General features: G+C 72.8%; 20 protein-coding genes. 7 read left to right on the plus strand and 13 right to left on the minus strand.

What is annotated here, in order from left to right; translation table 11 throughout:
* Positions 1 to 32: 32 nt before the first annotated feature.
* Positions 33 to 662: a hypothetical protein gene (locus V1260_RS12235; RefSeq protein WP_329747095.1), complete on the minus strand. Its 630-nt coding sequence runs from the start codon at positions 660 to 662 to the stop codon at positions 33 to 35.
* A 64-nt stretch (positions 663 to 726) separates the two neighbouring features.
* Here V1260_RS12235 and V1260_RS12240 point away from each other — a divergent pair, with 64 nt between their 5' ends.
* Together V1260_RS12240 and V1260_RS12245 are read left to right on the plus strand one after the other, a co-directional pair.
* Positions 727 to 1383, plus strand: a complete 657-nt coding sequence (locus V1260_RS12240; protein ID WP_329747096.1) for a PH domain-containing protein — start codon at positions 727 to 729, stop codon at positions 1381 to 1383.
* 33 nt (positions 1384 to 1416) lie between these two features.
* Positions 1417 to 2007, plus strand: coding sequence for a DUF4126 domain-containing protein (locus V1260_RS12245; protein WP_329747097.1), 591 nt, complete (start codon positions 1417 to 1419; stop codon positions 2005 to 2007).
* A gap of 19 nt (positions 2008 to 2026) precedes the next feature.
* On the opposite strand, the gene V1260_RS12250 is transcribed toward V1260_RS12245, so the two are convergent.
* Positions 2027 to 2719, minus strand: a complete 693-nt coding sequence (locus tag V1260_RS12250; protein ID WP_329747098.1) for a hypothetical protein — start codon at positions 2717 to 2719, stop codon at positions 2027 to 2029.
* An 85-nt stretch (positions 2720 to 2804) separates the two neighbouring features.
* Between V1260_RS12250 and V1260_RS12255 the strand changes: the two genes are divergently transcribed.
* Positions 2805 to 3950 carry an ROK family protein gene (locus tag V1260_RS12255; RefSeq protein WP_329747099.1) on the plus strand — a complete coding sequence of 382 codons (1146 nt, stop codon included), beginning with the start codon at positions 2805 to 2807 and terminating at the stop codon, positions 3948 to 3950.
* Positions 3951 to 3980: 30 nt separating this feature from the next.
* Here the strand turns inward: V1260_RS12255 and V1260_RS12260 are convergent, their stop codons facing one another.
* Genes V1260_RS12260 through V1260_RS12275 form a run of 4 tightly spaced genes read right to left on the minus strand, consistent with a single transcriptional unit; the run spans position 3981 to position 9566 of the window.
* Positions 3981 to 5369 carry an ABC transporter substrate-binding protein gene (locus V1260_RS12260; RefSeq protein WP_329747100.1) on the minus strand — a complete coding sequence of 463 codons (1389 nt, stop codon included), beginning with the start codon at positions 5367 to 5369 and terminating at the stop codon, positions 3981 to 3983.
* Between the two features lie 10 nt (positions 5370 to 5379).
* Positions 5380 to 6288: a carbohydrate ABC transporter permease gene (locus V1260_RS12265; protein WP_329747101.1), complete on the minus strand. Its 909-nt coding sequence runs from the start codon at positions 6286 to 6288 to the stop codon at positions 5380 to 5382.
* Positions 6289 to 6300: 12 nt separating this feature from the next.
* Positions 6301 to 7236 carry a carbohydrate ABC transporter permease gene (locus V1260_RS12270; RefSeq protein ID WP_329747102.1) on the minus strand — a complete coding sequence of 312 codons (936 nt, stop codon included), beginning with the start codon at positions 7234 to 7236 and terminating at the stop codon, positions 6301 to 6303.
* Between the two features lie 38 nt (positions 7237 to 7274).
* On the minus strand, positions 7275 to 9566 hold the full coding sequence (locus tag V1260_RS12275; RefSeq protein ID WP_329747103.1) for an alpha-galactosidase: 2292 nt from the start codon (positions 9564 to 9566) through the stop codon (positions 7275 to 7277).
* Between the two features lie 214 nt (positions 9567 to 9780).
* Here V1260_RS12275 and V1260_RS12280 point away from each other — a divergent pair, with 214 nt between their 5' ends.
* Positions 9781 to 10992, plus strand: coding sequence for a pyridoxal phosphate-dependent aminotransferase (locus V1260_RS12280; RefSeq protein WP_329747104.1), 1212 nt, complete (start codon positions 9781 to 9783; stop codon positions 10990 to 10992).
* A 23-nt stretch (positions 10993 to 11015) separates the two neighbouring features.
* Here V1260_RS12280 and V1260_RS12285 read toward each other — a convergent pair whose 3' ends face one another.
* Positions 11016 to 11408 carry a DUF1304 domain-containing protein gene (locus V1260_RS12285; RefSeq protein WP_329747105.1) on the minus strand — a complete coding sequence of 131 codons (393 nt, stop codon included), beginning with the start codon at positions 11406 to 11408 and terminating at the stop codon, positions 11016 to 11018.
* 104 nt (positions 11409 to 11512) lie between these two features.
* On the opposite strand from V1260_RS12285, the gene V1260_RS12290 reads away from it, so the two are divergent.
* Together V1260_RS12290 and V1260_RS12295 are read left to right on the plus strand one after the other, a co-directional pair.
* Positions 11513 to 12088 carry a TetR/AcrR family transcriptional regulator gene (locus V1260_RS12290; protein WP_329747106.1) on the plus strand — a complete coding sequence of 192 codons (576 nt, stop codon included), beginning with the start codon at positions 11513 to 11515 and terminating at the stop codon, positions 12086 to 12088.
* A gap of 13 nt (positions 12089 to 12101) precedes the next feature.
* Positions 12102 to 12524 carry an organic hydroperoxide resistance protein gene (locus V1260_RS12295; RefSeq protein ID WP_329747107.1) on the plus strand — a complete coding sequence of 141 codons (423 nt, stop codon included), beginning with the start codon at positions 12102 to 12104 and terminating at the stop codon, positions 12522 to 12524.
* 49 nt (positions 12525 to 12573) lie between these two features.
* Here V1260_RS12295 and V1260_RS12300 read toward each other — a convergent pair whose 3' ends face one another.
* The 6 genes from V1260_RS12300 to V1260_RS12325 form a co-directional block, all read right to left on the minus strand.
* Positions 12574 to 13551, minus strand: a complete 978-nt coding sequence (locus V1260_RS12300; protein ID WP_329747108.1) for a zinc-binding dehydrogenase — start codon at positions 13549 to 13551, stop codon at positions 12574 to 12576.
* A gap of 174 nt (positions 13552 to 13725) precedes the next feature.
* Positions 13726 to 15192: an FAD-dependent oxidoreductase gene (locus tag V1260_RS12305; protein ID WP_329747109.1), complete on the minus strand. Its 1467-nt coding sequence runs from the start codon at positions 15190 to 15192 to the stop codon at positions 13726 to 13728.
* 170 nt (positions 15193 to 15362) lie between these two features.
* Positions 15363 to 16268: a formate transporter FocA gene (locus V1260_RS12310; RefSeq protein ID WP_329747110.1), complete on the minus strand. Its 906-nt coding sequence runs from the start codon at positions 16266 to 16268 to the stop codon at positions 15363 to 15365.
* Positions 16269 to 16392: 124 nt separating this feature from the next.
* Complete coding sequence (locus V1260_RS12315; protein WP_329747111.1) at positions 16393 to 17376, minus strand: transglutaminase family protein; 984 nt, start codon at positions 17374 to 17376, stop codon at positions 16393 to 16395.
* Complete coding sequence (locus V1260_RS12320; RefSeq protein WP_329747112.1) at positions 17369 to 19675, minus strand: circularly permuted type 2 ATP-grasp protein; 2307 nt, start codon at positions 19673 to 19675, stop codon at positions 17369 to 17371. The genes V1260_RS12315 and V1260_RS12320 overlap by 8 nt, the downstream gene beginning before the upstream one ends.
* A gap of 34 nt (positions 19676 to 19709) precedes the next feature.
* Positions 19710 to 20387 (minus strand): AIM24 family protein, encoded by a 678-nt coding sequence (locus tag V1260_RS12325; protein WP_329747113.1) that lies wholly within the window; start codon positions 20385 to 20387, stop codon positions 19710 to 19712.
* 188 nt (positions 20388 to 20575) lie between these two features.
* Between V1260_RS12325 and V1260_RS12330 the strand changes: the two genes are divergently transcribed.
* The gene (locus V1260_RS12330; RefSeq protein ID WP_329747114.1) at positions 20576 to 22543 is read left to right on the plus strand and encodes a serine/threonine-protein kinase; all 1968 of its coding nucleotides are present in this window, start codon (positions 20576 to 20578) and stop codon (positions 22541 to 22543) included.
* Positions 22544 to 22563 lie beyond the last annotated feature (20 nt).

The following is a 22563-nucleotide window of genomic DNA, read 5'->3' on the forward strand; positions in this document are numbered from 1 at the left end:
CGGGGAATGACGAGCGCCACGCCGCGGCCGGCTCACTCCAGGTGGCCGGCCTCCGCCTGGCGTCCCGCGGCCGTCAGCTCCTCGCCGGTGGAGAGCAGGCGCTCGGCCTGCCGCGTGCGCCGGTCGTCGGGGTCCTCGTCGGCCAGCTGGGCGGTGCCGTGGGCGACCAGCGTCGCGACCGCCCCGGCGCGGCGCAGCGCGAGCCCCAGGTCGCCGGTGAACGCTCCGCGCAGGATGTCGTCCATCGTCCTCTGCACCTGCTCCACGTCCGGGGGCTCCGCGAAGCCCGAGAGATAGCGCAGCCCGGGGATCGTGCGGGAGCCCGCCCGGTACCGGAGCACCACGTCCTCGCCGCTCTGGCGCACCCAGGTGTGCAGCACGTACAGCCGCCACAGCGCGCCCGGCAGGGAGGTGGCGGGCGATCCCGACCAGAGGGCGGCGAGATCCGAGAGGCCGTCCTCGGCGGCCAGACGCAGCACCCGCTCCACCACCTCCGGGTCGGAGCTGTGGAACACGCCGTCGAGCAGGGCGGCCGCGGAGTCGTGGGCGAGATCCGTCGACGCCGCCGGATCGGGCTCGCCGGGGATCGCCTCGGCCGTGGAGGCGAACAGCGGGGCGGGGCGGCGGAAGCGGGGCGAGGAGCTGGATCCGGGGGAGGACATGCCCTGCACTGTACGACTCCGTCGGACGCCTGCGGCTCCCGGCCGCTGTGCGTACGCTGGGAGCATGACCATCCCCCGGCAGATCGGCCCCGAGACGGGCCCGCGCACGGCACTGCCCGACTACTCGCGCAGCAGTGCGACCGTCGAGCGGATGGTCGCGCAGCTCGACGGGCCCCGCCGCCGCACCGGGGGAGGCAACGGGCAGGTGCGGGCGCTGCTGCCCGCCGCGGCCACGCGCGACACGCTGCTGCGGGGCGCCGTCGGGGTGCTCGCCCTCGGTGTCGCCCTCGCGGCGCTGATCGGGGTGATCGCCGTCTGGCTGACCGTGCCGGAGGGGCACTCCCCGGACATCGGCCGGCTCCTTCTCATGCTCACCCTCGCGCTGCTCGCCCTGATCGTGGGCCTGCTCGGACTGCGCTTCGCCTGGGTGGCGATCGCGACCGCCCGCGCCCGCGTCGAGATCGGCGAGGACTCCCTGCTCGTGGTCGGTGCGCTGCGCTCCCGGCGCGTTCCCTGGGACGAGATCCTCGCGATCGAGTCCCGGGTGGTGCATCCGGTGCACTGGCTCACCGCGGCGCTGCGCCTGCGCGACGGCTCGCGCGTGCTCATGCCCGCCTTCGACCGGCACATCTGGTCCTACTCCCGGCCGACGGGGGAGGACGTCCGAGGACTCCGCCGGGAGCTGCACGAGCGGGAGCTCGCCCGGCACCCCCGCCGCTGAGGCGACCCGACCCCATCCCCGGAAGGAGCGCCCGTGGAAGCGCTGATGATGACCCTCGGCTCCGGCTGGGTGAGCGGGATCCGTCCCTACTTCATGATCTTCCTGCTCGGCCTGTCCGGGCGGCTGTTCGACCTGGAGCAGGTGCCGGGCGTCCTGCAGCGCACCGATCTGCTGGTGATCACCGGGATCCTGCTGGTGGTCGATCTCGCGGCGGACAAGATCGCCTTCCTCGACTCCTTCTGGGACCAGCTGCACACCGTGGTCCGGCCGATCGCGGGCGGCGCGATCGGCTTCCTGCTCGGCGGCGAGACGGACACCACCACCGCGATCGTCATGGCCGTGCTGGGGGCGGCCACGGCCTTCGGGGCGCACTCGGCGAAGGCCACCGCCCGGGCGGTCGTCAACGTCTCCCCGGAGCCGGTCAGCAATGCGCTGGTCTCCACCGGCGAGGACGTCGCCGCGGTGGTGATGGGCCTGCTCACCATCCTGCTGCCCGCGCTCGCGGCGCTGCTCGCCCTCGTGCTCCTCGGGCTCGGCATCTGGCTGATCGTGCGGCTGCGCCGCGCCTACCGGGACCTGCGCGACCGGCTGCGCGCCTCCCGCGCCGACCGCGCGCGCCCCTGAGGCGCGGCGAACACACCGCTCAGCTGGCGGGCGCCGCGCTCGTGCCCTCGTCCCACAGCGCCGCGACCGCCGCGGCGACCTTGTCGCGCGGCAGGTCGGAGACGCTCAGGACCCCCTCCTCGTCGAGCGGCAGGTGCCCGAGCCGCCAGGCGCCGCTCGGCTCGACGTGCATCATCATCGGCACCTGGTCCGACGGGTCCGTGAGGTCGGTGCGGCGCAGCGAGACGGTGCGCTCGGCCCCGTCGTCGAGGAAGGCGATGACGATGTCGGCGATCGAGTCCGGGACGACCGCCGGGTCCGGCAGGGCGGTGACCTGGAAGGAGTCCAGCTCGTCCTGGGTGAGCATGAGGACCGCGCCGTCCGCCTTGACGACGAAGGCCATCCGCATCGCGGGGCCCTCCGAGAGCGCGATCCCGAGCCAGCGGTCCGCGGAGGTCAGGGCGGTCGCCACGATCTGGCCCTCCTCGCCGAGCGCCCACTGCCCCTCGCCGGAGCGCTCGACCTTGCCGCGGGCGCGCAGCCCCGAGGACACCGCCGCCGTGACGAACTCCCGCGCCTCCTCGGGAGCCGAGCGCAGCCCGATCTGCTCCCGCGTGATGCGCCCGTTCTCGGTGTCGCGTAGCCCGAGCATGAAGTCGATCTCGTAGGCGGTGTAGACCACCACCGGATCCTGGTCCTGCTCGTGGCGCGCGGTCGTGCTGGTCTCGCTCATCGATCCCCCTGAACTCGTGATGTCCTCCCGGAAAGCATGGCAGAGGCGGCGGCGCCGGTCACCTCCGCGCCGATATCCTCCTCGGATGGACAGCTCGCGGCAGGACGCCCATGACCTCGGCGGGGACAGCGCCCGCGCGGTGTACCGGGACCTGCTGCGCTTCGGGCCCCGCTCCCGCAGCGGCCTCTCCGCGCGCCTCGGCCTCTCGGCGCCGACCGTCACCCGGGTCACGCGCGATCTGCTCGAGCGCGGGCACCTGCACCCGCTGGACACGGTGCCGCTCGCCAAGGGGCGTCCGCAGGAGCCGCTCGACATCGAGGAGAACCTCGGGCCCCGCTTCGTGGGGGTCAAAGCGACGGCCGACGAGATCCACGCCGTGGTCACCACCGTGCGCGGCAACCTGCTCGAGGAGCTCGTGCTCCCGCATGCGGCGACCCGCCCCGACGACCTGCTCGCGGCGATCAGCGCCCCGGTCGAGGCGCTCATGGCCGCGCATCCGCGGGTGATCGGGGTGGGGGTGAGCCTCGGCGCCCGCGTCGCCGGGCGGCGCTCGGTGCTCTCGTCCTCGCTCCTGCACTGGGACGAGCCGGTGGACGTCGGCGGGCTCCTCGGGGCGCGTCTCGGCCTCCCCGTGACCGTCGAGAACGACCTCTTCGCGATGGTGCAGGGCCTGCACTGGTTCGGGGTGGGCCGCGCCTACCGCTCCTTCTGCGTGCTCACCGTCGGCGCGGGCGTCGCGATCGGCAGCGTGATCGACGGTCGCCTCGTCGAGGGGCGCAGCCATCTCGCGGGGCTCACCGAGCAGCTGCCCGCGCGCGTCGGGCCCGACGGCGCCGTCCTCACCCTCGGGGAGGTGGCACGCCTGGACGCCCTGCTCGACGAGGCCCGCCACCGCGGCCTCCTCACCCCCGAGGACGGGCTCGAGGCGCTCCGCGAGCAGCTGCGCGCGGGGGAGCCGGGGGCTCGGCGCCTCGTCGCGGATCTCGCCTGCGACCTCGCCCGGACCGCCTCCGCGCTGGTCGCGGTGCTGGATCCCGAGGCGCTGCTCATCGGCGGCGAGACCGTCGACCTCGTGCGCGAGGCCGACGGGCTCTTCGAGGAGGTGCTACGCGCCGCGGTGCACCCCGTCCAGCGGGATCTGGTGATCCGGCTGCTCTCCGGCGACTTCGACGACTGGGCGCGCGGCGCCGCGGTCATCGCGATCCAGCAGCACGTGGGCGTGCCCGCCTGACCCCGATGACCGCGACGCCGTGCGGTCCCCTCAGCCGAACAGGGCGTTGACCCGCTCGTTGTAGGCGGCGAAGTCCGCGCCGCCGATCCGCCGCATCCAGCACTCGTCGAAGGCCGGCTGCATGATCGACGCGATCGCCGCGGAGTTCTCCACCAGCGGGTACAGGCCCGTCTCCCCGGCCTCCACCCGGTCGGTGAAGGCGGTGACGTCCAGGCCCCGTTCGGCGTAGGAGGCGATGGCCGCCTCGGTGCCGACATCCGTCGCGGGGAAGAACGGGGCGCGGTCGCCGATGATCTGCTGCGCCTCGTCGGAGGCGAGGAAGGCGATCAGCCGCGCCGCCTCCTCCTGGTGCTCCGACTGCGCAGCGATCGAGTCGCCGAGACCGTTGAACATCGACATCGGCGTGCCGGCCGGTCCCGTGGGCAGCGGGGCGATCCCGAGGTCCACGCCCTCGAGATTCGCCCAGGTGGTGATCATCCACGAGCCCGCCAGCCCCAGGGCGGCCCGGCCCGACTGCACCTGGGTCTGCAGGGGGCTGGAGTCCCCGAACATGCCGAAGGGCGGGAAGAGGCCCTTGTCCACGAGGCCGAAGTACCAGTCCATCGTCGCCGCGAAGCGGTCGTCGTCGTAGTGGAAGGCCGTGCCCCAGGTGTCGGCGTCGGTGAAGGTCCATCCCGTGGCGAGCGCGAAGGCCGACCAGGAGGTCTGGCCGACGTAGTCGATGCCGGCGTCGGCGCCCAGGCCGTAGCGCGCCACGCGCGTCGGATCGAAGCCGTCCTCGTCCCCGCGCACACCGTTCTCGTCGACCGTGAGCCGGGCGAGCAGGCGCTCGAAGGAGCCGCCGTCCTCGGGATTCCAGTCGAGGCCCGCCAGGTCCTCCTCCGTCAGCCCCTCCTCCTCGAGCATGTTCTTGTCGTAGAGCACGGCGATGGTGTCGTAGTCCTTGGGGATGCCGTACCGCTTCCCGTCCTGCCCGGTCCACAGCTCCTGCAGACCGTCCTGGAAACGGTCGGCGGTGACCTCGGCGAGCGGTGCGAGGTCGTCGAGCGGGGCGATCACCCCGAGCTTCACGAACTCGGGATAGCGGGCCAGATGGTCCGCGAAGGCGTCGGGGCCGGCACCCGCGACGAAGCCCGCGGTGAGCTTCGTCCAGTAGTCGTCCCAGCCCAGCTGGGTGACGCGGACGAAGACGTCCGGGTTCTGCGCCATGAAGGCGTCGATCGCGGCGGAGTAGGCGGGCAGCTGGTTCGCGTCCCACAGCCAGTAGTCGATCTCGGTGGCTCCGGGCGGGGCGGCGCTCGTCCCGCAGGAGGCGAGCGAGACGGTGCCCGCGGCGCCGGCGGCGAGGGCCGCGGAACCGGTGAGCAGGCGCCGACGGGACAGGCCGCCGCGGCGCGGGTGATGGGTCGATGCAGTCATCTGGGGCACCTCATTTGATCCCGCTGAAGCCGATGGAGTTCACGATCTTCTTCGCGAACAGCGCGAAGAGGATCAGCATGGGCGCGGCCGCGACCAGGGTCGCCGCCATCAGCCCGGACCAGTCCGGTCCCGTGCCCGGGGCCTGGGCGCGGAAGACGCCGAGGGCCACCGTGAGCACCCGGGACTGGTCGGTGTAGGAGACCATCAGCGACCAGAAGTACTCGTTCCAGGCCGACATGTAGGTCAGCAGCGCGAGCGTCGCGAGCGGCGCCGAGGACATCGGCAGGATCAGGGTGAAGAACACCCGCGCCTTGCTCGCCCCGTCGATCAGCGCCGCCTCCTCCACCTCGCGGGAGATGTTGTTGAAGAACTGGCGCAGGAAGAAGATCGCGAAGCTCGAGATGAACAGCGTGGGCAGCATGATCCCCAGCAGCGTGTCCACCAGGCCCAGGTTCTTGATGAGGATGAAGTTGGGCAGCAGGGTGAAGATCTGCGGGATCATCAGCGAGCCGAGGAAGACCAGGAACACCGTGTCCCGGCCGCGCCAGCGCAGCCGCGAGAAGGCGTAGGCCGCCATCGCGCAGGAGAAGGTCTGCACCACGGTGATCGTGGTCGCCACGATCACCGAGTTCAGCAGGTAGCGCCAGAAGTTGATCGAGGCGCCCGAGCCGCCCTGCGAGATCGCGGTCTCCACGTCCTGCAGGCCGAAGACCCGCTCGAAGCCGCCGGTGTTCAGACCCACGGGCAACAGGCTCGCGGAATCCGTGGCCAGGGCGTTGTTGCTGGACAGCGCGGTGCGCAGCATCCAGTAGAAGGGGAACAGGGTGATCAGCAGGAAGATCACCATCACGGCCCAGGCCGCGATCTTCCCCCAAGGGATCGCGCGGCGGGGGCGGTGCGCCATCGACGTCGTGGTCATCGCACTCTCCTCTCAGTCCAGGTCCGACTGGCCGGCACGGCTCATCCAGTACTGCGCGAAGGTGATCACCATGAGGATCACCAGCAGCGCGACGGACAGCGCCGAGGCGTAGCCGAACTCGTACTGGGCGAAGGCGTTCTCGTAGATGTACATCTGCAGCACCTTCGAGGCGTCGGCGGGGCCGCCCTGGGTGGTGACCGAGATGGTGTCGAACACCTGGAAGGACCCGATGATCGTCATGATCAGCACCAGCGCGAGGATCGGGCGCAGCAGCGGCAGGGTGATGCGGCGGAACATCGCGACCTCCCCGGCGCCCTCGGTGCGCGCGGCCTCGTAGAGGTGGGCGGGGATCGACTGCAGGCCCGCGAAGAGCAGCAGCGCGGTGTAGCCCATGTGCCGCCACACGTTCACCAGGGCGACCGTCGGGATCACCCAGGTCTCGTTGGCCCAGAAGGAGATCGGGTCGAAGCCGATCCACTGCAGGAAGATGTTGACGATGCCCAGCTGGGTGTCCAGGATCCACAGGAACACGATCGCGGCGACCACGTTGGAGACCAGGTACGGGGCGAGCACCAGGGAGCGCAGCACGGTGGACTGCGTCAGCCGCTGCATGAGCACGGCGATCACCAGCGCCACGATCGTCTGGATGCCGATGTTGAGGATGACGTACCAGACCGTCACCTTCAGCGAGTTCCAGAAGACCGGGTCGGTGAGCAGCCGACTGTAGTTGTCCAGGCCCACCCACTGCGGCGGGGTCAGCGTCGTGTACTCGGTGAACGAGTAGTACAGGCCGGTCAGCAGCGGCCAGACCAGGAAGACCAGCAGGCCGATCGAGGCGGGCGCGATGAACAGCAGCGCCAGCTTCGTGTCGTCCTTCCGATGGCGTCGGCGGGGGGCCGACGGGGCGGTGCCCCGCGGCGGATCCGCCTCGGTGGTGATGGTGGACATCGTCGTCCTCTCTCCGGGGTGGGTGGGGGTCGGTGGGGTCAGGGTCGAGGCGAGCCCGAGGGGAGCGCTTCGACCTCGAGCAGGAAGGCGGTCTCGGGAGCCATGACGGGGGCGGCGAGGCCCGTGCGCACGAGCACGGAGCCGGGGACGTCCACGTGGTCGATGAGCTCGGGCGGCCCGTAGCCGCGGCCGCGGCCGTCGGCGGCGGGGTCGACGCCCTGCCGCGCCCAGGCGGGCCAGGTGTATCCCGTGGGCGCCGGGCCGATCCGGTGCAGGTGCACCCGGTAGGGGCGCTCCGGGTCCAGCCCGGGAAGACGCAGGGCGCCGACGGGGGCGATGTCCGGAGTGTCGACGGCGGTCACGGTGAACAGGCCGCGATCGCGGGCGGGGGAGAGCACCCCGGTGATCCAGATGCTGTCCTGGCCGCGATCGGCGCGGACCAGGTCGCCCGTGAAGAGCAGGTCGCGGTGCTCCTTGTGGCGGGCGATCCAGGTGCGCAGCTCCTCGAGCTCCTCGGCGCTCGCCTGGCGCAGATCCCATTCGATGCCGAGATGGCCGAGCAGGGCGCTCGCGGCGCGGAAGGAGAGCGAGTGCAGGCGGCCCGTGGTGTGGGAGGCTCCCGAGGCGATGTGGCTGCCCATCAGCTCGAGCGGCACCAGCTGGGCGGTCCAGCGGTTCATGGTCGCGCGCTCGAGCGGGTCGATGCAGTCGGAGACCCAGATCCGGTCAGCGCGCTCGAGGATGCCGAGGTCGACGCGGGCGCCGCCCGAGGAGCAGGACTCGATCTCGAGACCCGGATGAGCGGCCTTGAGGCTGTCCCACAGCCGGTACAGCGCGAGGGTCTGCGCATGGACGGCCGCGGCGCCGGTGGCCTGGGTCGCGGCCTCGACGAGGTCGCGGTTGTGGTCCCACTTGATGTACGCGATGTCGTACTCGGTCAGCAGGGCGTCGATCGCGTCGTGGACGTGCTGCCACGCCGCGGGGATCGAGAGGTTCAGGACCTGCTGGTGCCGGGCGGGCAGCGGCATCCGCTCGGGGGACGGGGCCATGATCCAGTCGGGGTGGGCGCGGGCGAGATCGGAGTCGGGGCTGATCATCTCCGGCTCGAACCACAGCCCGAACTGCATCCCGAGGCCCGTCACGTGATCGATCAGCGGGCCCAGGCCGTTCGGCCAGACCTCCTGCGAGACGGTCCAGTCGCCGAGCCCGGTGGAGTCGTCGCGGCGCGAGCCGAACCAGCCGTCGTCCAGCACGAAGCGTTCGACGCCGAGGTCCGCGGCGCGGTCGGCGAGCTCGGAGAGCACGGCGAGGTCGTGGTCGAAGTAGACGGCCTCCCAGACGTTGAGGGTGACGGGGCGGCGGGTGTCGGGATAGGGGAGGCCGCCGTGCTCCTCCCGCGCGCGGAGGTGGGCGTGGAAGCGGTGGGCGATCGCGTCCAGACCCGCGGCGGAGTGGGCGCCGTACAGCCACGGTGAGGCGAGGGAGGCACCGGGGTCGAGCCGGCCCTCGCCGGGCAGCAGCAGCTCGCCGCCGCCGATCACCTGCACGCCCGCGGAGAGCCGTTCGGCGAAATGGAGGTGGTTGCCGGAGAAGGCGGTGTGCACGGCCCAGATCTCACCGGAGGAGAAGTCGAAGCCGGAGGTCCCCAGGTGCAGCAGGTGTGCGGCATCCGCCCCCGTGCGCCCACGCCGGTTCTCGCGCAGGTGCGTGCCAGTGACCATGGCGCGCCGCTGGGGAGCGCGCTCCTTGGTCCAGCGGCCGCCGAAGTCGAGGATCTGATCGGCGTCCAGCGGGACCGGCAGCACCGGGGTGAGGTGCTGGACCGTGTAGGCGTCGGAGCCGGTGTTCGTGACCTCGGCGCGGACCCGCACCAGCCCCGAGGGGAGCAGCTCGACCTCGAGCAGCGCCCCGAGGCGGAGCTCCTCGTCGGCGAGATCGAAGCACACGAGCGCGGGGCCGGTCTCGACGGCATCGTCCGCGCCGGGGACGAGGTCGCGCCCGGCGCCGCCCTCGGTGATCCGCACGCCGAGGACGCGGAGCCGCGGGGCGGTGCCGGAGCCGTCGTCCCGGGCACCGGTGAGGCCCGGGCGGCCCAGCCAGCCGTCGGCGTTCTGGGGGAGCAGGCCGGTGCGCAGCGGCACGTCCGGTCCGTTGCTGGAGATCGCGGGGGTGGTGACGGCGAAGAGGGCGGAGAGCCCCGAGGCGTCGAGGGGGCCGAGGTCCGAGCCCCAGTGCAGGACCGCCGGAATGCGGCCGCCGGTGGTGTCGAGCACGAGGGACACCCCGGCCGCGCGGAGGTGGAGGCGGTGGGTGCGGGGATCGGCAGGCATCGGCGCTCTTCCTGATCGGGGGACTGCAGGGGGTGGCGGAGTCGGGGATCGGGACCGTCGCTGGTCGATCCGACCATTTACTTACGCCTCGAAAGTAAACCCCCTCCGCCTCGGCGTCAAGGCCGGCCCGCGCGCCAGCATCCGGGCACCTGCTGCGCCTGCTTCCTGCGGCGCTACCCTGGCCTCTCCCCTCCGAGACGGCAGGAGCCGACCGATGATCTTCACCCAGTCCTCGAAGCTGCGCGATGTGTGCTACGAGATCCGAGGACCGGTCCCCGCCGAGGCAGCCCGCATGGAGGCCGAGGGGCACAAGATCCTCAAGCTCAACATCGGCAACCCCGCGCCCTTCGGCTTCGAGGCGCCCGACGAGATCCTCGTCGACATGATCCGGAACCTGCCCACCGCGCAGGGCTACTCCGACTCCAAGGGCATCCTCCCGGCCCGCCGCGCGGTCGCGCAGTATTACCAGACCAAGGGCATGCCGGGCATGGAGCTCGACGACATCTACCTCGGCAACGGCGTCTCCGAGCTGATCCAGATGACCTGCCAGGCGCTCGTCGACGACGGTGACGAGGTGCTCGTGCCCGCGCCCGACTACCCGCTGTGGACCGCCTCGATCGCGCTCGCCGGCGGCCGCGCCGTGCACTACCGCTGCGACGAGGAGCAGCAGTGGTGGCCCGACGTCTCCGACATCGCCGACAAGGTCACGCCGCGCACCAAGGCGATCGTCGTCATCAACCCCAACAACCCCACCGGCGCCGTCTATCCCGAGCATGTGCTGCGGGAGATCGTCGAGGTGGCCCGCAAGCACGGGCTGATGATCCTGGCCGACGAGATCTACGACAAGATCCTCTACGACGACGCGGTCCACACCCATGTCGCGAAGCTCGCCCCGGACCTGCTCACGATCACCTTCAACGGCCTGTCCAAGGCGTACCGGGTGGCGGGATTCCGCGCCGGCTGGATGGCGCTCTACGGTCCGAAGGAGCATGCGACCAGCTTCATCGAGGGCCTCGACGTGCTCTCGAACATGCGCCTGTGCCCGAACGTCCCGGCACAGCACGTCGTGGCGACCGCGCTCGGCGGCTATCAGAGCGTGGGCGAGCTGCTGCTCCCGGGCGGGCGGTTGCGCGAGCAGCGCGACGTCGCCTACGAGGGACTCAGCGCGATCGATGGCGTGAGCGTCGTGAAGGCCTCCGGGGCGCTCTACATGTTCCCGCGCATCGACCGCGAGATGTACCGGCTCGAGGACGACGAGCAGTTCGCCTACGACCTGCTCCGCTCCAAGAAGCTGCTGGTCAACCACGGCACCGGCTTCAACTATCCCGAGCCCGACCACCTGCGGCTGGTCACCCTGCCGCAGGCCGATGTGCTCGCCGACGCGGTCGACCGGATCGCCGACCACCTGGCCGCGATACGCCGCTGAGGCCTCCCGCGCGGCCCCCGGCCTCAGCGCAGCAGCAGGCCGAGGACCGTGGCGAGCACGGCCAGCAGCGGCAGCCCGCCCTGCTTCACGGCGGCCGCGCGGTGCTCGGGGGAGCTCAGCAGCAGCACGGTCGCGGCGGCGAGCATCGAGCCCGTCCCCGCGAGCGACAGCGTCGCCCCGACCGTCACGCCGCCCGCGAGGACCAGCACCGCGCCGAGCGCCGCGAGCACGGCGAGGAACAGGTTGTAGAAGCCCTGGTTGAAGGCCAGGGCGCGGGTCGCGGCGATCTCCTCCGGGCTCTGCGCGCCGAACACCTTCTGCGCCTGGGGCCCGCCCCAGGCGAGCGACTCCAGGCGGAAGATGACGACGTGGAGCGCGGCCGCGGCGAGGGCCAGGACGGAACCGAGGATGAGCACGAGGGCCTCCGGGGGTGGGGGGGTTGTGGAATAGCCATTCCAGTATAGTGTGGGCCGTGGCATCGCACCTCCCGTGCGATGCGCACTGCGGAGAGGAGAGCGGCATGGGGCGACAAGCGGGTTTCGTCCATGAGGACGCCGTGCGCTCCGCGCGCGACGTCTTCTGGCATGAGGGCTTCGACGGAGCGTCCCTCGCGGCGCTCCAGCGGGCCACCGGCCTCAACGCCAGCAGCCTCTACCACGCCTTCGGCTCCAAGCGCGGCCTGTTCGATGCCGCGGTGGAGGACTATCTCGAGCACGTCGTGCGCCCCGGGCTCGTCGGGTTCCAGGTGGAGCATGTCGCTCCCGGTGCCCTCGAGGCGTACTTCCGCTCCGCCCGCGAGATCCTCGCGGACCCGTCCGGCCGCGCCGTCCCCGACGGCTGCCTCCTGGTGAACACCGCGTGCTCGGGCCTCGCCCGGGACGACGGCATCGCCGAGGCGGTGCGCGCCTACCGTGCCGAGCTCCTCGCCGCATTTTTCCGTGGGGCCGCTGCTCGGTACCCCGACCGGCCGGCCGATGAGCAGCTGCGGCTCGCCGAGACCTGCGTCGCGCTGCTCGTCAGCGCCCTGGTCATGACCCGGGTGGACACGCGGTCGGCGCTCGCCGCCCTCGATGCCGCCCTCTCGTATCTCGACTGAAGGAGAACCTGCCATGAAGCCCCTCTACAGCACCGAGGCGCTCGCCACCGGCGGCGGCCGCGACGGCCGCGTCGACGTGGTCGACTCCGACCTCGCCTTCGACCTCGCGATCCCCGTCGCCATGGGAGGCAGCGGCGGCGGGGCGAATCCCGAGCAGCTCTTCGCCGCCGGGTACGCCGCCTGCTTCCACTCCGCGCTGCAGGCCGTCGCCCGTGCGCAGAAGACGGCGATCGACGGCTCGAGCGTCGGTGCCCGCGTGACCATCGGCTCCGAGGATTCCGGCGGTTTCTCGCTCGCCGTCGAGCTCGAGGTGGTGCTCCCCGATCTCGATCACGACGCCGCCCAGGCGCTTGCCGACGCGGCCCATCAGGTGTGCCCCTACTCGAACGCCACCCGCGGCAACATCCCCGTCACCGTCACCGTGTCCGACGACTGAGCGCTCCCTCGCGCGTCCCGCCCTCCCCGGGCGGGACGCGCCGCGCGGGTCAGGGGCGCAGCAGCACCTTTCCCCCTCGGCCGGCGGTCAGCGTGGCCGAGACGGCGGCAGCGACCTCCTCCAGCGGGAAGATGCCCGCGACCGGCAGCGAGACGTCCCCGGAGAGCAGGCCGGAGAGGATCTCGCCGAGGAGGCGGCGCCGCACCTCGGGGGACATCTCCTGCGAGACCCGGGAGCCCCAGAACCCCTCGACCCTCAGGTTCCGGAAGATGATCGGTCCGGAGGGGAGGGCCATGGTCGAGCCGCCCATCGCGCCGAAGACCACCAGGCGGCCGCCGTCACCGAGCAGCGAGAGCACCTGGGCCGACGCCTCCCCGCCGACCGAGTCCAGACCGGCGGCGACGTGCGCCTCGCCGATCAGGGAGCGCGCCTGCTCCTGCCAGTCCTCCCGATCGGTCGCGATCACGTCGCCGATGCCTTGCGCGGCGAGCTCCTCGACGCCGCTGCCGCGCCGCACGAGGCTGATCACGCGGATCCCGCGGATTCGGGCGAACTGGGCGACGAGGCGGCCGACGGCCCCGGTCGCGGCGTTCTGCACGAGGACCTCTCCGGGCGCGAGATCGAGGTGCTCGAGCAGGGATACGGCGCTGAAGGGCATGGCCACGAGCTGGGCGGCGGACTCGTCCGGCAGCTCGGCGGGCAGCGGGATCAGCGAGGAGGCGCGGGCGGTGACGAGCTCCGCCCAGGCACCGGGGATCGCGCTCGCGGCGACCCGGTCGCCGACGGCGAGCCCCTCGACGCCCTCCCCGAGGGCCCCCACCACGGCGACGCCCTCGCTGCCCGCGCCGGAGGGGAGCGCGGGGCGGACGCCGTAGGTGCCGCGAATCGTCCACAGGTCGTGATGGTGGATCGGGCTCAGGAGCATCCGCAGCAGAACCTCGCCGGCACCCGGGGTCGGGGAGTCGACGGCGGCGGTGCGGAGGACATCGGCGGGTTCGCCGAAGCGGTCATAGGTCACGGTGAGCATCAGGGTGCCTCTCGTTGTGGAATGGTCATTCCACTATATGCACTTGGGCCCGAAAGGGATCGTGCCCGGGATGCGCTGTTCCGGGATTCACACAGGGGCCGGAGGCCGGGACCGGTTCTCCGGTCCGACCTCCGGCCCCTGTGTGGCGGGATGCCGGCGACGTCTGCGCGCGGCTCAGGCGTTCGAGGGCAGCGGAGCGCCGTCGCGCGAGACCCGCACCATCTCCTCGCGGTCCACGACCTTGATGCGGGCACGCGGCTCGCCGTCGGCGTCGAGGGCCGCGGCGCCGAGGGCCTTCTCGTGCTCGTCGAGCGCCATCCAGCCGTCCCAGGTGGTGTACTGCACGCCGCGCTCGTCGAGCACCGACAGGATCGCATCGGCCTCGCGCTCGGGGGCGGCGGCGAGGGTTCCCGCGGCGATGTCCTCGAGCAGGCAGGTGATGGTCTCGATCGCATCGGACTTGGTCGCACCGATCAGGCCGACGGGTCCGCGCTTGATCCAGCCGTTCGCGTACACGCCGGGGATGACCGTGCCGTCGGCCTCGGTGACGCGCCCGGCCCGGTTGACCACCACGCCGCGGGCGGCGTCGTAGGGGAGCCCGGGCAGCTCGGAGCCGTGGTAGCCGACCGCTCGGTAGACCGCGCCGAGCTCGTAGTCGACGAACTCGCCGGTGCCCTCGAGGCGGCCGTCGGCATCGAGGCGGGTGCGCTCGAAGCGCATGCCGGTGACGGCTCCGTCCTCGCCGAGGACCTCGACGGGGCGATGCCAGAAGTGCAGGTGCAGGCGGCGGGAGACCGGGCCGCCGTGCGCGTCCGTCGGCGCCTCGCCCGCGGCCTCGCGGCGCTGCTGCTCCTCGGTCCAGCCCACGAAGGTCTGCACGATCTGGTCGGTGCGCTTGTCCGCCCGGATGGTCTCCCACTCGGCCTCGGTGATCTGCTCGAGGTCGCGCGGGTCCATGACCACCTGGAGACCCTTCGGGTGCGCGAGCTCGCGCGCCTCGAGCGGGGAGAACTTGGTCTGCGCGGGGCCGCGGCGCCCGAAGACGTGCACGTCGGTGGTGGACGCGGCCTTCAGCCCGTCGTAGACGTTCGCGGGGATCTCGGTGCGCAGCAGCTCGTCGGCGCTCTTGGCGAGCACCCGGGCGACGTCGAGGGCGACGTTGCCGTTGCCGATCACGGCGACGTGCTCGGCGTCGAGCTCCCAGGTGCGGGGGTAATCGGGGTTGCCGTCGTACCAGGCCACGAAGTCGGCCGCGCCGAAGGAGCCCTCGAGCTCGATGCCGGGCACGTCGAGGTCCGCGTCCTTGAGGGCGCCGGTCGCGAAGATGACCGCGTCGTAGTGGGTGCGGAGATCCTCGACGGTCAGGTCGGTGCCGAACTCGACGTCGCCGAGGAAGCGGATGTCGCCCCGGCCGAGGATGCGGTGCAGCGCGGTGATGATGCCCTTGATGCGCGGGTGATCGGGGGCGACGCCGTAGCGGATCAGGCCGAAGGGGGCCGGGAAGCGGTCGAACAGGTCGATCGCGACCTCGAGCTCGCCGTCCTTGACCTGCTGGGTGCGCAGGAGGGTCTCGGCGGCGTAGACGCCGGCAGGTCCGGCGCCGACGACGGCCAGGCGGAAGGGCTGCGGGTTGGAGGACATCGCACCTCGGTCTCGTGGCGCGGCGGCGCCGATCGGCTGCAGGGCGGCGAGGGTCTCCCCGGACCGCCAGGATTTCCGCACCACTGTATACGCGTTAATGCTCTCCCCCGGAGGAGTGTGAGCGGGGCGACGCCAGTCCGCGCACACGCGTTCACGGGGCGACACGGGGCTCAGGCGGCGGAGCCCTCCCGGCGGCGGTAGATGGTCCAGAAGTAGGCGCCGACGAGCACGGCGCCCCCGACGATGTTGCCCAGGATCACGGGGATCAGGTTGTCCCACACCACCGCGCCGACCGTGATCGCGGCGAAGTCGCCGCGGTCGACGCCGGCCGCCCGCACCGCCTCCCCGGCCCAGAAGCCGTCGCCCGCGCCGTACTTCACGAGCAGACCCATCGGGAGCAGGAACATGTTCGCGACCGAGTGCTCGAAACCTGTCGAGACGAACAGGACGAGCGGGCCGGTCACGGCGAGGAGCTTGTCGGTCACTGTCGTGCCCGCGGTCGCGGTCCACACCGCGAGGCACACGGCGAGGTTCGCCAGGACGCCGAGCACGAAGGCCTGGTGCCAGTCGTGGGAGAGCTTGCCCTGCGTGAGGTTCAGGACCACCAGGCCCCAGGCCGACCCGTTGGTGGTGTGGGTGCCGGCGAGCATCACGAGCAGCGCCACGGTCACCGCGCCGATCAGGTTGCCGAGCAGGGAGATGCCCCAGTGGGCGAGCATCTGCGCGGTGGTGATCCGCTTCGACAGCCACGGCATCGAGGTCAGGGTGGTGCCGGTGAACAGGTCGGAGCCGCTGATGACGACCAGGCCGAGGCCGATGGCGAAGACGGTGCCGCCGAGGACCTTGGCGAGGCCGACGGGCCAGTCCGCCATGCCCTGCTGCGAGGTGATCATGGCGATGAAGCCGAGGGCGATGAACCCGCCGCCCGAGAGGGCGAGCAGGAACATGCGGTCCAGCGGCGCGGTGGCCTTGGCGTGCATCGCGTCCTCGAGGGACGCGGCGAGGGCCTTCGGGGCGGGGATCCGGGTGCTCTGTGCCGCCGGGGCAGGGGCGGGGCTCGAGGTGGGGTGCGACATGGGGGCTCCTGGGCGGGGATGTGACCGGATCCGGGTCGCGCCGAGGGCACGGCTCGGATCCTCCGTGGTCAGGCTAGGACCCCCGGGGCACCCTCCGGAGGGACTTCCGGCGGATCCGCCCCGCTCAGGTCGCCGGGTCCGAGAGGGGGACGACCCCGACGGCGACGTCGAGGGTGCTCGTCGCCCCCGGCGGGCCATAGACGATGCCCTTGAGCGGGGGCACGTCGGCGTAGTCGCGGCCCCAGGCGGTGGTCACGAAGCGCTGGTCGACGAAGGTGCGGTTGGTGGGGTCCACGTCCACCCAGCCGGCCCCCGGCACGAGCACGCTCAGCCACGCGTGCGAGGCCGCGGAGCCGATCATCTCCCCGACCGGCTCGGTGCCCAGGGCCCCTGAGGTCGAGGGGGCGGTGCGCAGGTAGCCCGAGACGTACCGTGCGGCGAGACCGGCGGCTCGGACCGCGGCGAGGCCGACGTGCGCGAAGTCCTGGCAGACGCCGTGCCGTGCGGCGAGCACCTCGGCGAGGGTCGAGGTGACGGTGGTCGCGGCCGCGTCGTAGGTGAAGTCGGTGTGGATCAGCGCGGTCAGGTGCGCGAGGGCCTCCCCGATGGGGCGCTCCGGGGCGAAGACCTCCGCCGCGATCTCCCGGGCCGCGCTCCCGGCGGGGATCCGCGGCGAGGCGTGGACGAAGTCGATGCTCGCCGCCGGGATCAGCGTCCCCCAGTGCTCGGGGGTGCACTGCTCCCAGGGGCGGTCGAGGTGCTCGGCCGGGTAGCGCCGATCGGCGACGCTGACCAGGGCGTGCGAGTGCACGTCGAGCTGCTCGTGGGGCTGGTCGACGAGCAGATAGGTGGAGGAGTTGCCGTAGAAGTCGGTGTGGGCGGTGAGCCGCGCGGGAGCCGGGTCCACGACCACCTCGTGGGAGAGGACCCGCTGGTGCGGGGTCGCGCGCGGTTCCACGTGCGCGCGGCCCACGTTGCGGGTCACCGGCTTCGCGTAGCGGTACCGGGTGAGGTGGTGGACCTGGTAGTCCACGGCGGGCGCCGGCTCCTCCTCGCCGTGGCGGAGGGGGATCTCGGGCAGGGTGCCGGGACGGAGCGGATCAGACATCGTCGACCCCCCAGCGGGACGTGGACTCGGACGGGCGGAAGAAGCGGTTCTCGAGGGCGGTGGCCAGCTCCCGCAGGGAGGCGATCGCGCCGTCGATCTCCGTGAGCAGCGGGGTCGGTGTCCCGTCGGGACCGGCCCCGGCGTCCTCCGCGGGCTGCAGCAGGTCGTGGGCATGCCAGCCGGCCAGCCGGGTGCGCAGCGAGGTCAGCGGCGCCCGCAGCTCGAGGGCGGGGGTGCCCTCGGGCAGCCGGTCCAGGGCCGCGGAGAGCCGCTCGATCTGGAAGGCGATCGAGCGGGGCAGGGTGGTGTCGGCGAGGAGCAGCTCGAGGAGGAGCTCGGGGCGCACCGCGGCGTGATAGGCGCGGCGGTAGGCGGCCCCGGACTCGGTGATCAGGGCGACGGTGCGGGCGAGGCGGGTCTCGACGGCGCGCGGCCGGCGCCGGCCGAGCGTCGCCCGGAGCAGGGCGAGCAGCGCGAGCGAGCGCTCGATCCGGCGCCCCGCCTCGGTGAGGTCCCAGCCCAGATTGCGCGGCATGGAGTCGGAGACGGCGCCGGACAGCGTGAGGCAGCCGTCGACCACCTCCGTGAGCGCCTGCTCGACGGGCTGCAGGTCGTGACCGTCCAGGACCGCGAGACGGGCTCGCATCGAGGCGATCACGGGCCACACGTCATCGGTGATCAGGTCCCGCAGGGTGCGGGTGGTGTGGGCCAGGGCGACGTAGGACTGCGCGAGCGAACCGGGGCGCCCGACCTCGGTGAGCAGGCTGCGCACCTCCCGGCGGATCGCCGAGGGCGAGGCCCCGTCGATCGCGGCGAAGCCGGGATAGGTCGTGGTCACGTCGGTCACGGCGCGCAGCAGCACGGACTGGGTCTGGCGGGCCGAGGGCGAGCGCTCCGAGGAGAGGTCGTTGACGGTGTCCAGCACGGTGCGCAGCATGCGGGCGGTGAGGTCGACCCGCTCGAGGTAGCGGCCGAACCAGAACAGGTCCGAGCCGATCGACCGGGTCATCGCCGGGTAGGCGCTGAGCAGACCGGCGGGGTCCTCCGCGGTGTCGATCGCGGGGAGGACGCGAGGGGCGGGATCGGCCGTCTCGTCCCCGGGGTTCCCGGCGGTCCCCGGGACGCTGGTCTCGGCGGGCACCACCCAGACGTCCTTGAGCGCCTCGGGTCCGGCGTCGGCGGTGCGGGCGACGCCGCCGGGGAGCACCTCGTAGCCGTCCCCGGTGGCGATCACGAGCATCTGCAGGGTGAGGGGCCGGTCCACCAGGCCGTCACCGCCCGCGGGATCGGCCGACGGCCAGCCGGCGGCGGTCCCGCCGTCGCGCAGGTCCTCGGGGGCGGGACGCAGCAGCAGGTCCTCGTGGAGGATCTGCCGGCACAGGTCGGGCAGGGCGGCGGCGAGCGCCGGATTCTCGAGCAGGCCCGCACCGAGCGGGTTGAAGATCTCGACGTCGCCGCTCCGCGCCGCCTCGAGCAGGCCGGTGACCCCGCCGCCCGCGGACGGGCCGAGGTCCAGCGGGTCCAATCCCGCCGAGGGCACCAGGCGCAGCACGGCGTCGACCGTGTCGCCCGGGTCCTCGTCGCCGCCCGGCAGGCGCAGGGTGAGGGCGCCCGAGCCCGTGCGCAGGTCGCCCGCCGAGACCAGGGGGGCGCCGAGGAGGTTCGCGAGCCAGCTGTGGTCGAAGGCGCGCGCGGGGTCGTCGGCGTCGTCGGCCAGCACGACGGTGCGGCCCACGCGCCCGCCGGAGCGGGTGCGCTGGTGCAGGGCGGTGCGGACCCCGTCGAAGTACGGGTGCAGCCGGCGCAGCGGGGTGGTGCTGTAGAGCGAGGGCGCGCAGCGGGAGAGGACGCGGCGCAGCTCGAGCGCGAGGCCCGCTCCGCCGGGGACGTCCACCGCGTCCTCGAGCACCGTCCAGGAGCCCTCGGCGGTGCGGGCGATGGTCGTCGAGAGCAGGAACAGATGGTGGTTCCCGCGTGAGGGGATGCCCACCGCGGGGCGCAGGTACGCGGGGTCGGCGAGGAGCTCGGCGACTGGGGCGACGTCGGTCGCGAGCACGGTGCGGGGGCCGTAGAGGTCGGAGTAGAGCGCGTCGAACAGCCGAGCGCGCTGGATCAGCCCGGCGGAGATCTGCTCCCACTCGCCGACGTCGAGGACCACGGGGACCGGGTCCACGAGGGGTGGGGGGATGGAGACGTCGGCGGCGATCATCGCCGCCGCCGACGTCGCGGCCCGGCGCCGGCCCGCGGCGCCGAGCTCGTCCAGCTCGGCGGCCAGGACCGGTGGTGCGGTGATGCTCACCGGGTCATCGTAGGCATGCCGCTGCGGCCGACGTTCAGCCGGCCGTGACCACCGGCGCACCCTCGGAGGGCTGCACCACCACGAAGCCCGGGCCATGGAAGCCCAGCTGGAAGGACTCGCCGGACCCGCGACCGATGAGCGAACCCATCTTGAAGTCGTTCTTGATCTGCGGCTGCAGGTTCGCGGACCAGCACACCGCGGCCTGCGGATCCACGAAGGTGGGCTGCTGGGAGCAGTCCAGCAGCATCGGCGGGCCGTCGGAGGTCACCGCGACCATGCCCTGGCCCTGGAGGAGGAGGTTGAACAGGCCGCCGGCCATGAAGCCCGCGCCGCCGAGGGACCGGATGTCCCACTGGATCGAGCTGTCGAAGGCGAGCATGTTCTTGGTGTTCAGCGTCAGGGCCTCGCCCTCGAGCTGGATCAGGAAGATCTCCTCCGCCTGGCGGGCGTAGAAGATCTCGCCCTGGCCGCGGGTGCGCATCAGGTTGCCGCCCTCGCCAGTGGCCATCTTCTTCAACAGCTTCATCCCGCCGCCGGAGCCCTGGTAGGAGAAGTCCATCTGGCCCTGATAGGCGACCATCGCGCCCTGGGCGGAGATGATCTCCGGCGCCTGCGGGTTCAGCGAGCAGCGCAGCATCTTCGAGGACTGCAGCGCCCAACGGTCGGTGGTCTGGCGCTCCTGGTTGGAGGCATCGAACAGGTTCGAGCGCATGAGGGCCCTTCCTCTCTCGGCCGGGCGCTGCCCGGGATGTGACGACGCCCACCGCGCCGACGGGCCCGATCGTCTCACGGCGCGCACCCGCCGGGGGAGGGGCGTGGTCCCGCCGGGCCGGTGGGGGCCCTGTGGCGGAGCGGTGAAGGGTGCCCGGGGCGGGACGGCGGTTCCGTAGCATGGCCGACATGGCCGACCCCCGCACGCCCCGACGAGATCTCCGCGACCCGCGGCTGGTCGCGCTCGCCGAGGACTCCGGCTACGAGATCCTCGGCCGCATCGGCACGGGCGGGATGGGCATCGTCTACCGCGCGCACGACGCCGACGGACACGAGGTCGCGATCAAGCTACTGCGCCACGAGATCGCCGAGGACCCGCGAGCGCGCGAGCGCCTGGCCCGGGAGGTCGCGGCCCAGCAGCGGGTCCGCAACGACAGCATCGTGCGGATCCTCGACGCGGAGCTCGACTCCGCCGACGCCTTCGTCGTCACAGAGTTCGTGCCGGGCCCGACCCTCGAGGACGCCGTGCGGGTGCGCGGCGGGCTGCACCCGGAGGCGGTGCGCGAGATCGGCCTGGTGCTCGGGGAGTCGCTGCGCGCGATCCACGGCGCGGGGGTGATCCATCGCGACCTCAAACCGTCCAACGTGCTGCTGCGCGGGGCGGGCGACGCGGACCTCGACGGTTTCGACCCGGACGGCGACGGGCTCGACCCGGTGATCATCGACTTCGGCATCGCCGTCGCCGCCGAGGAGTCGCGGCTGACGTCGACGGGTCTGGTGATGGGCACGGCCGCCTACCTCGACCCGGAGGTGCTGCGCTCTGACCGCACCGACGAGGCGGGCGACTGGTGGGCGTGGGCGGCGATGCTGGCCTTCGCCGCGACGGGGCGGGAGCCGTACGGCACGGGCCGCGCCGACGTGGTCTTCCTGCGGGCCGAGCGCGGCGAGCTCGACGTGGACGGGACGCCCGTCGAGCTGGGGGAGTGGCTGCGCCGGGCGCTGACCTCCGAGCCGTCGGAGCGCCCCGCCCCCGAGGAGCTGCTCGCCTCCCTCGCCGAGCTCGATCTCGAGCGCTATGCGGAGGCCGGGATGACGGAGGCGCTGCCGGGGACCCCGGGGGACGGGACCGCCGAGGATCCGGAGAGCACCAGCGTGACGGCGCCGGTGCCCGAGGAGAGCACCGACGAGGTCCCGATCTCCTCCCCGACGCAGGTCCTGCCCGTCGTCCCCGCCGCGACCGAGACGCTGCCGCGGACGGCCACCCCCGCGGAGCCGGTCACCGAGGTGCTGCCGGTGCTGTCGACGCCGACGCAGGTGCTGCCGGCCGTGCCGGCCGCCGCACCCCCGGCGGGACCGCCCGTCGGACTGGGCGGTCCGGCAGGTCATCCGGTGCAGCGGGCGCCGCAGCAGGCGGGCTGGGCGGGAGCCCCCGCCGGGCCGATGACCGCGCCCGTCCCGCAGCCGCAGCCGCAGCGCGCACCGCAGCCGATGCCGCCGCAGCCGATGCCGAGCCCCTACGGTGCTCCCGGCCCCTACGGCTGGGCGACGCCGCTGCCGCCCGCGCCGCGGCGACCCGTGCTGGTCTGGCTGGGCCACCTCCTGCTCGTCGGCCTCGCCGCAGTCGCCCCCTATGTCGCACTGACCCTGATGCTCCTGCTCGGTGCGACCGCCCGCACCTGGGAGCGCTCGCACCGCTCCGTGGCCGAGAAGCGCCTGCGCGGGGCCGTCGGCGGCGGACCGCTCGTGACCGCCGGCCTGCTGGCCCCCTTCGGCCTGCTGCGCGGTCTGGTCGAGCTCGCCCTGCAGGCGCTGCTCCCGTTGATCCTGGGCCTCCTGGTGGGGATCGCGATGGACGCCGCCTGGACCCTGCTCAGCGGCGGCCCCGCCCCGCCCGACGGGGTCGTCTTCGCGATCGCCCTCGGCGTCACCCTGCTGATCACGTGGGTCGGTCTCGGCAGCGGCACGACCAGGCGGGGCGCCCACCGCATGCTCGACGCCGCGGCCCCCGACCGGATGTGGACCGGGGTGCTCCTGGGGCTGCTGCTGCTCCTCCTGGGTGCCGTGATCGCCGCGATCCTCGCCCGGCAGGGGATGGTCGACTACTTCCCGTTCCCCACCGGTCCCCGGCTCGAGGACGTGGCGGTGTGGCGGCGCTGACCGCGCCGTGACGTGCACCA

Source organism: Brachybacterium sp. J144 (genome assembly GCF_036321705.1).
Lineage (GTDB): Bacteria > Actinomycetota > Actinomycetes > Actinomycetales > Dermabacteraceae > Brachybacterium.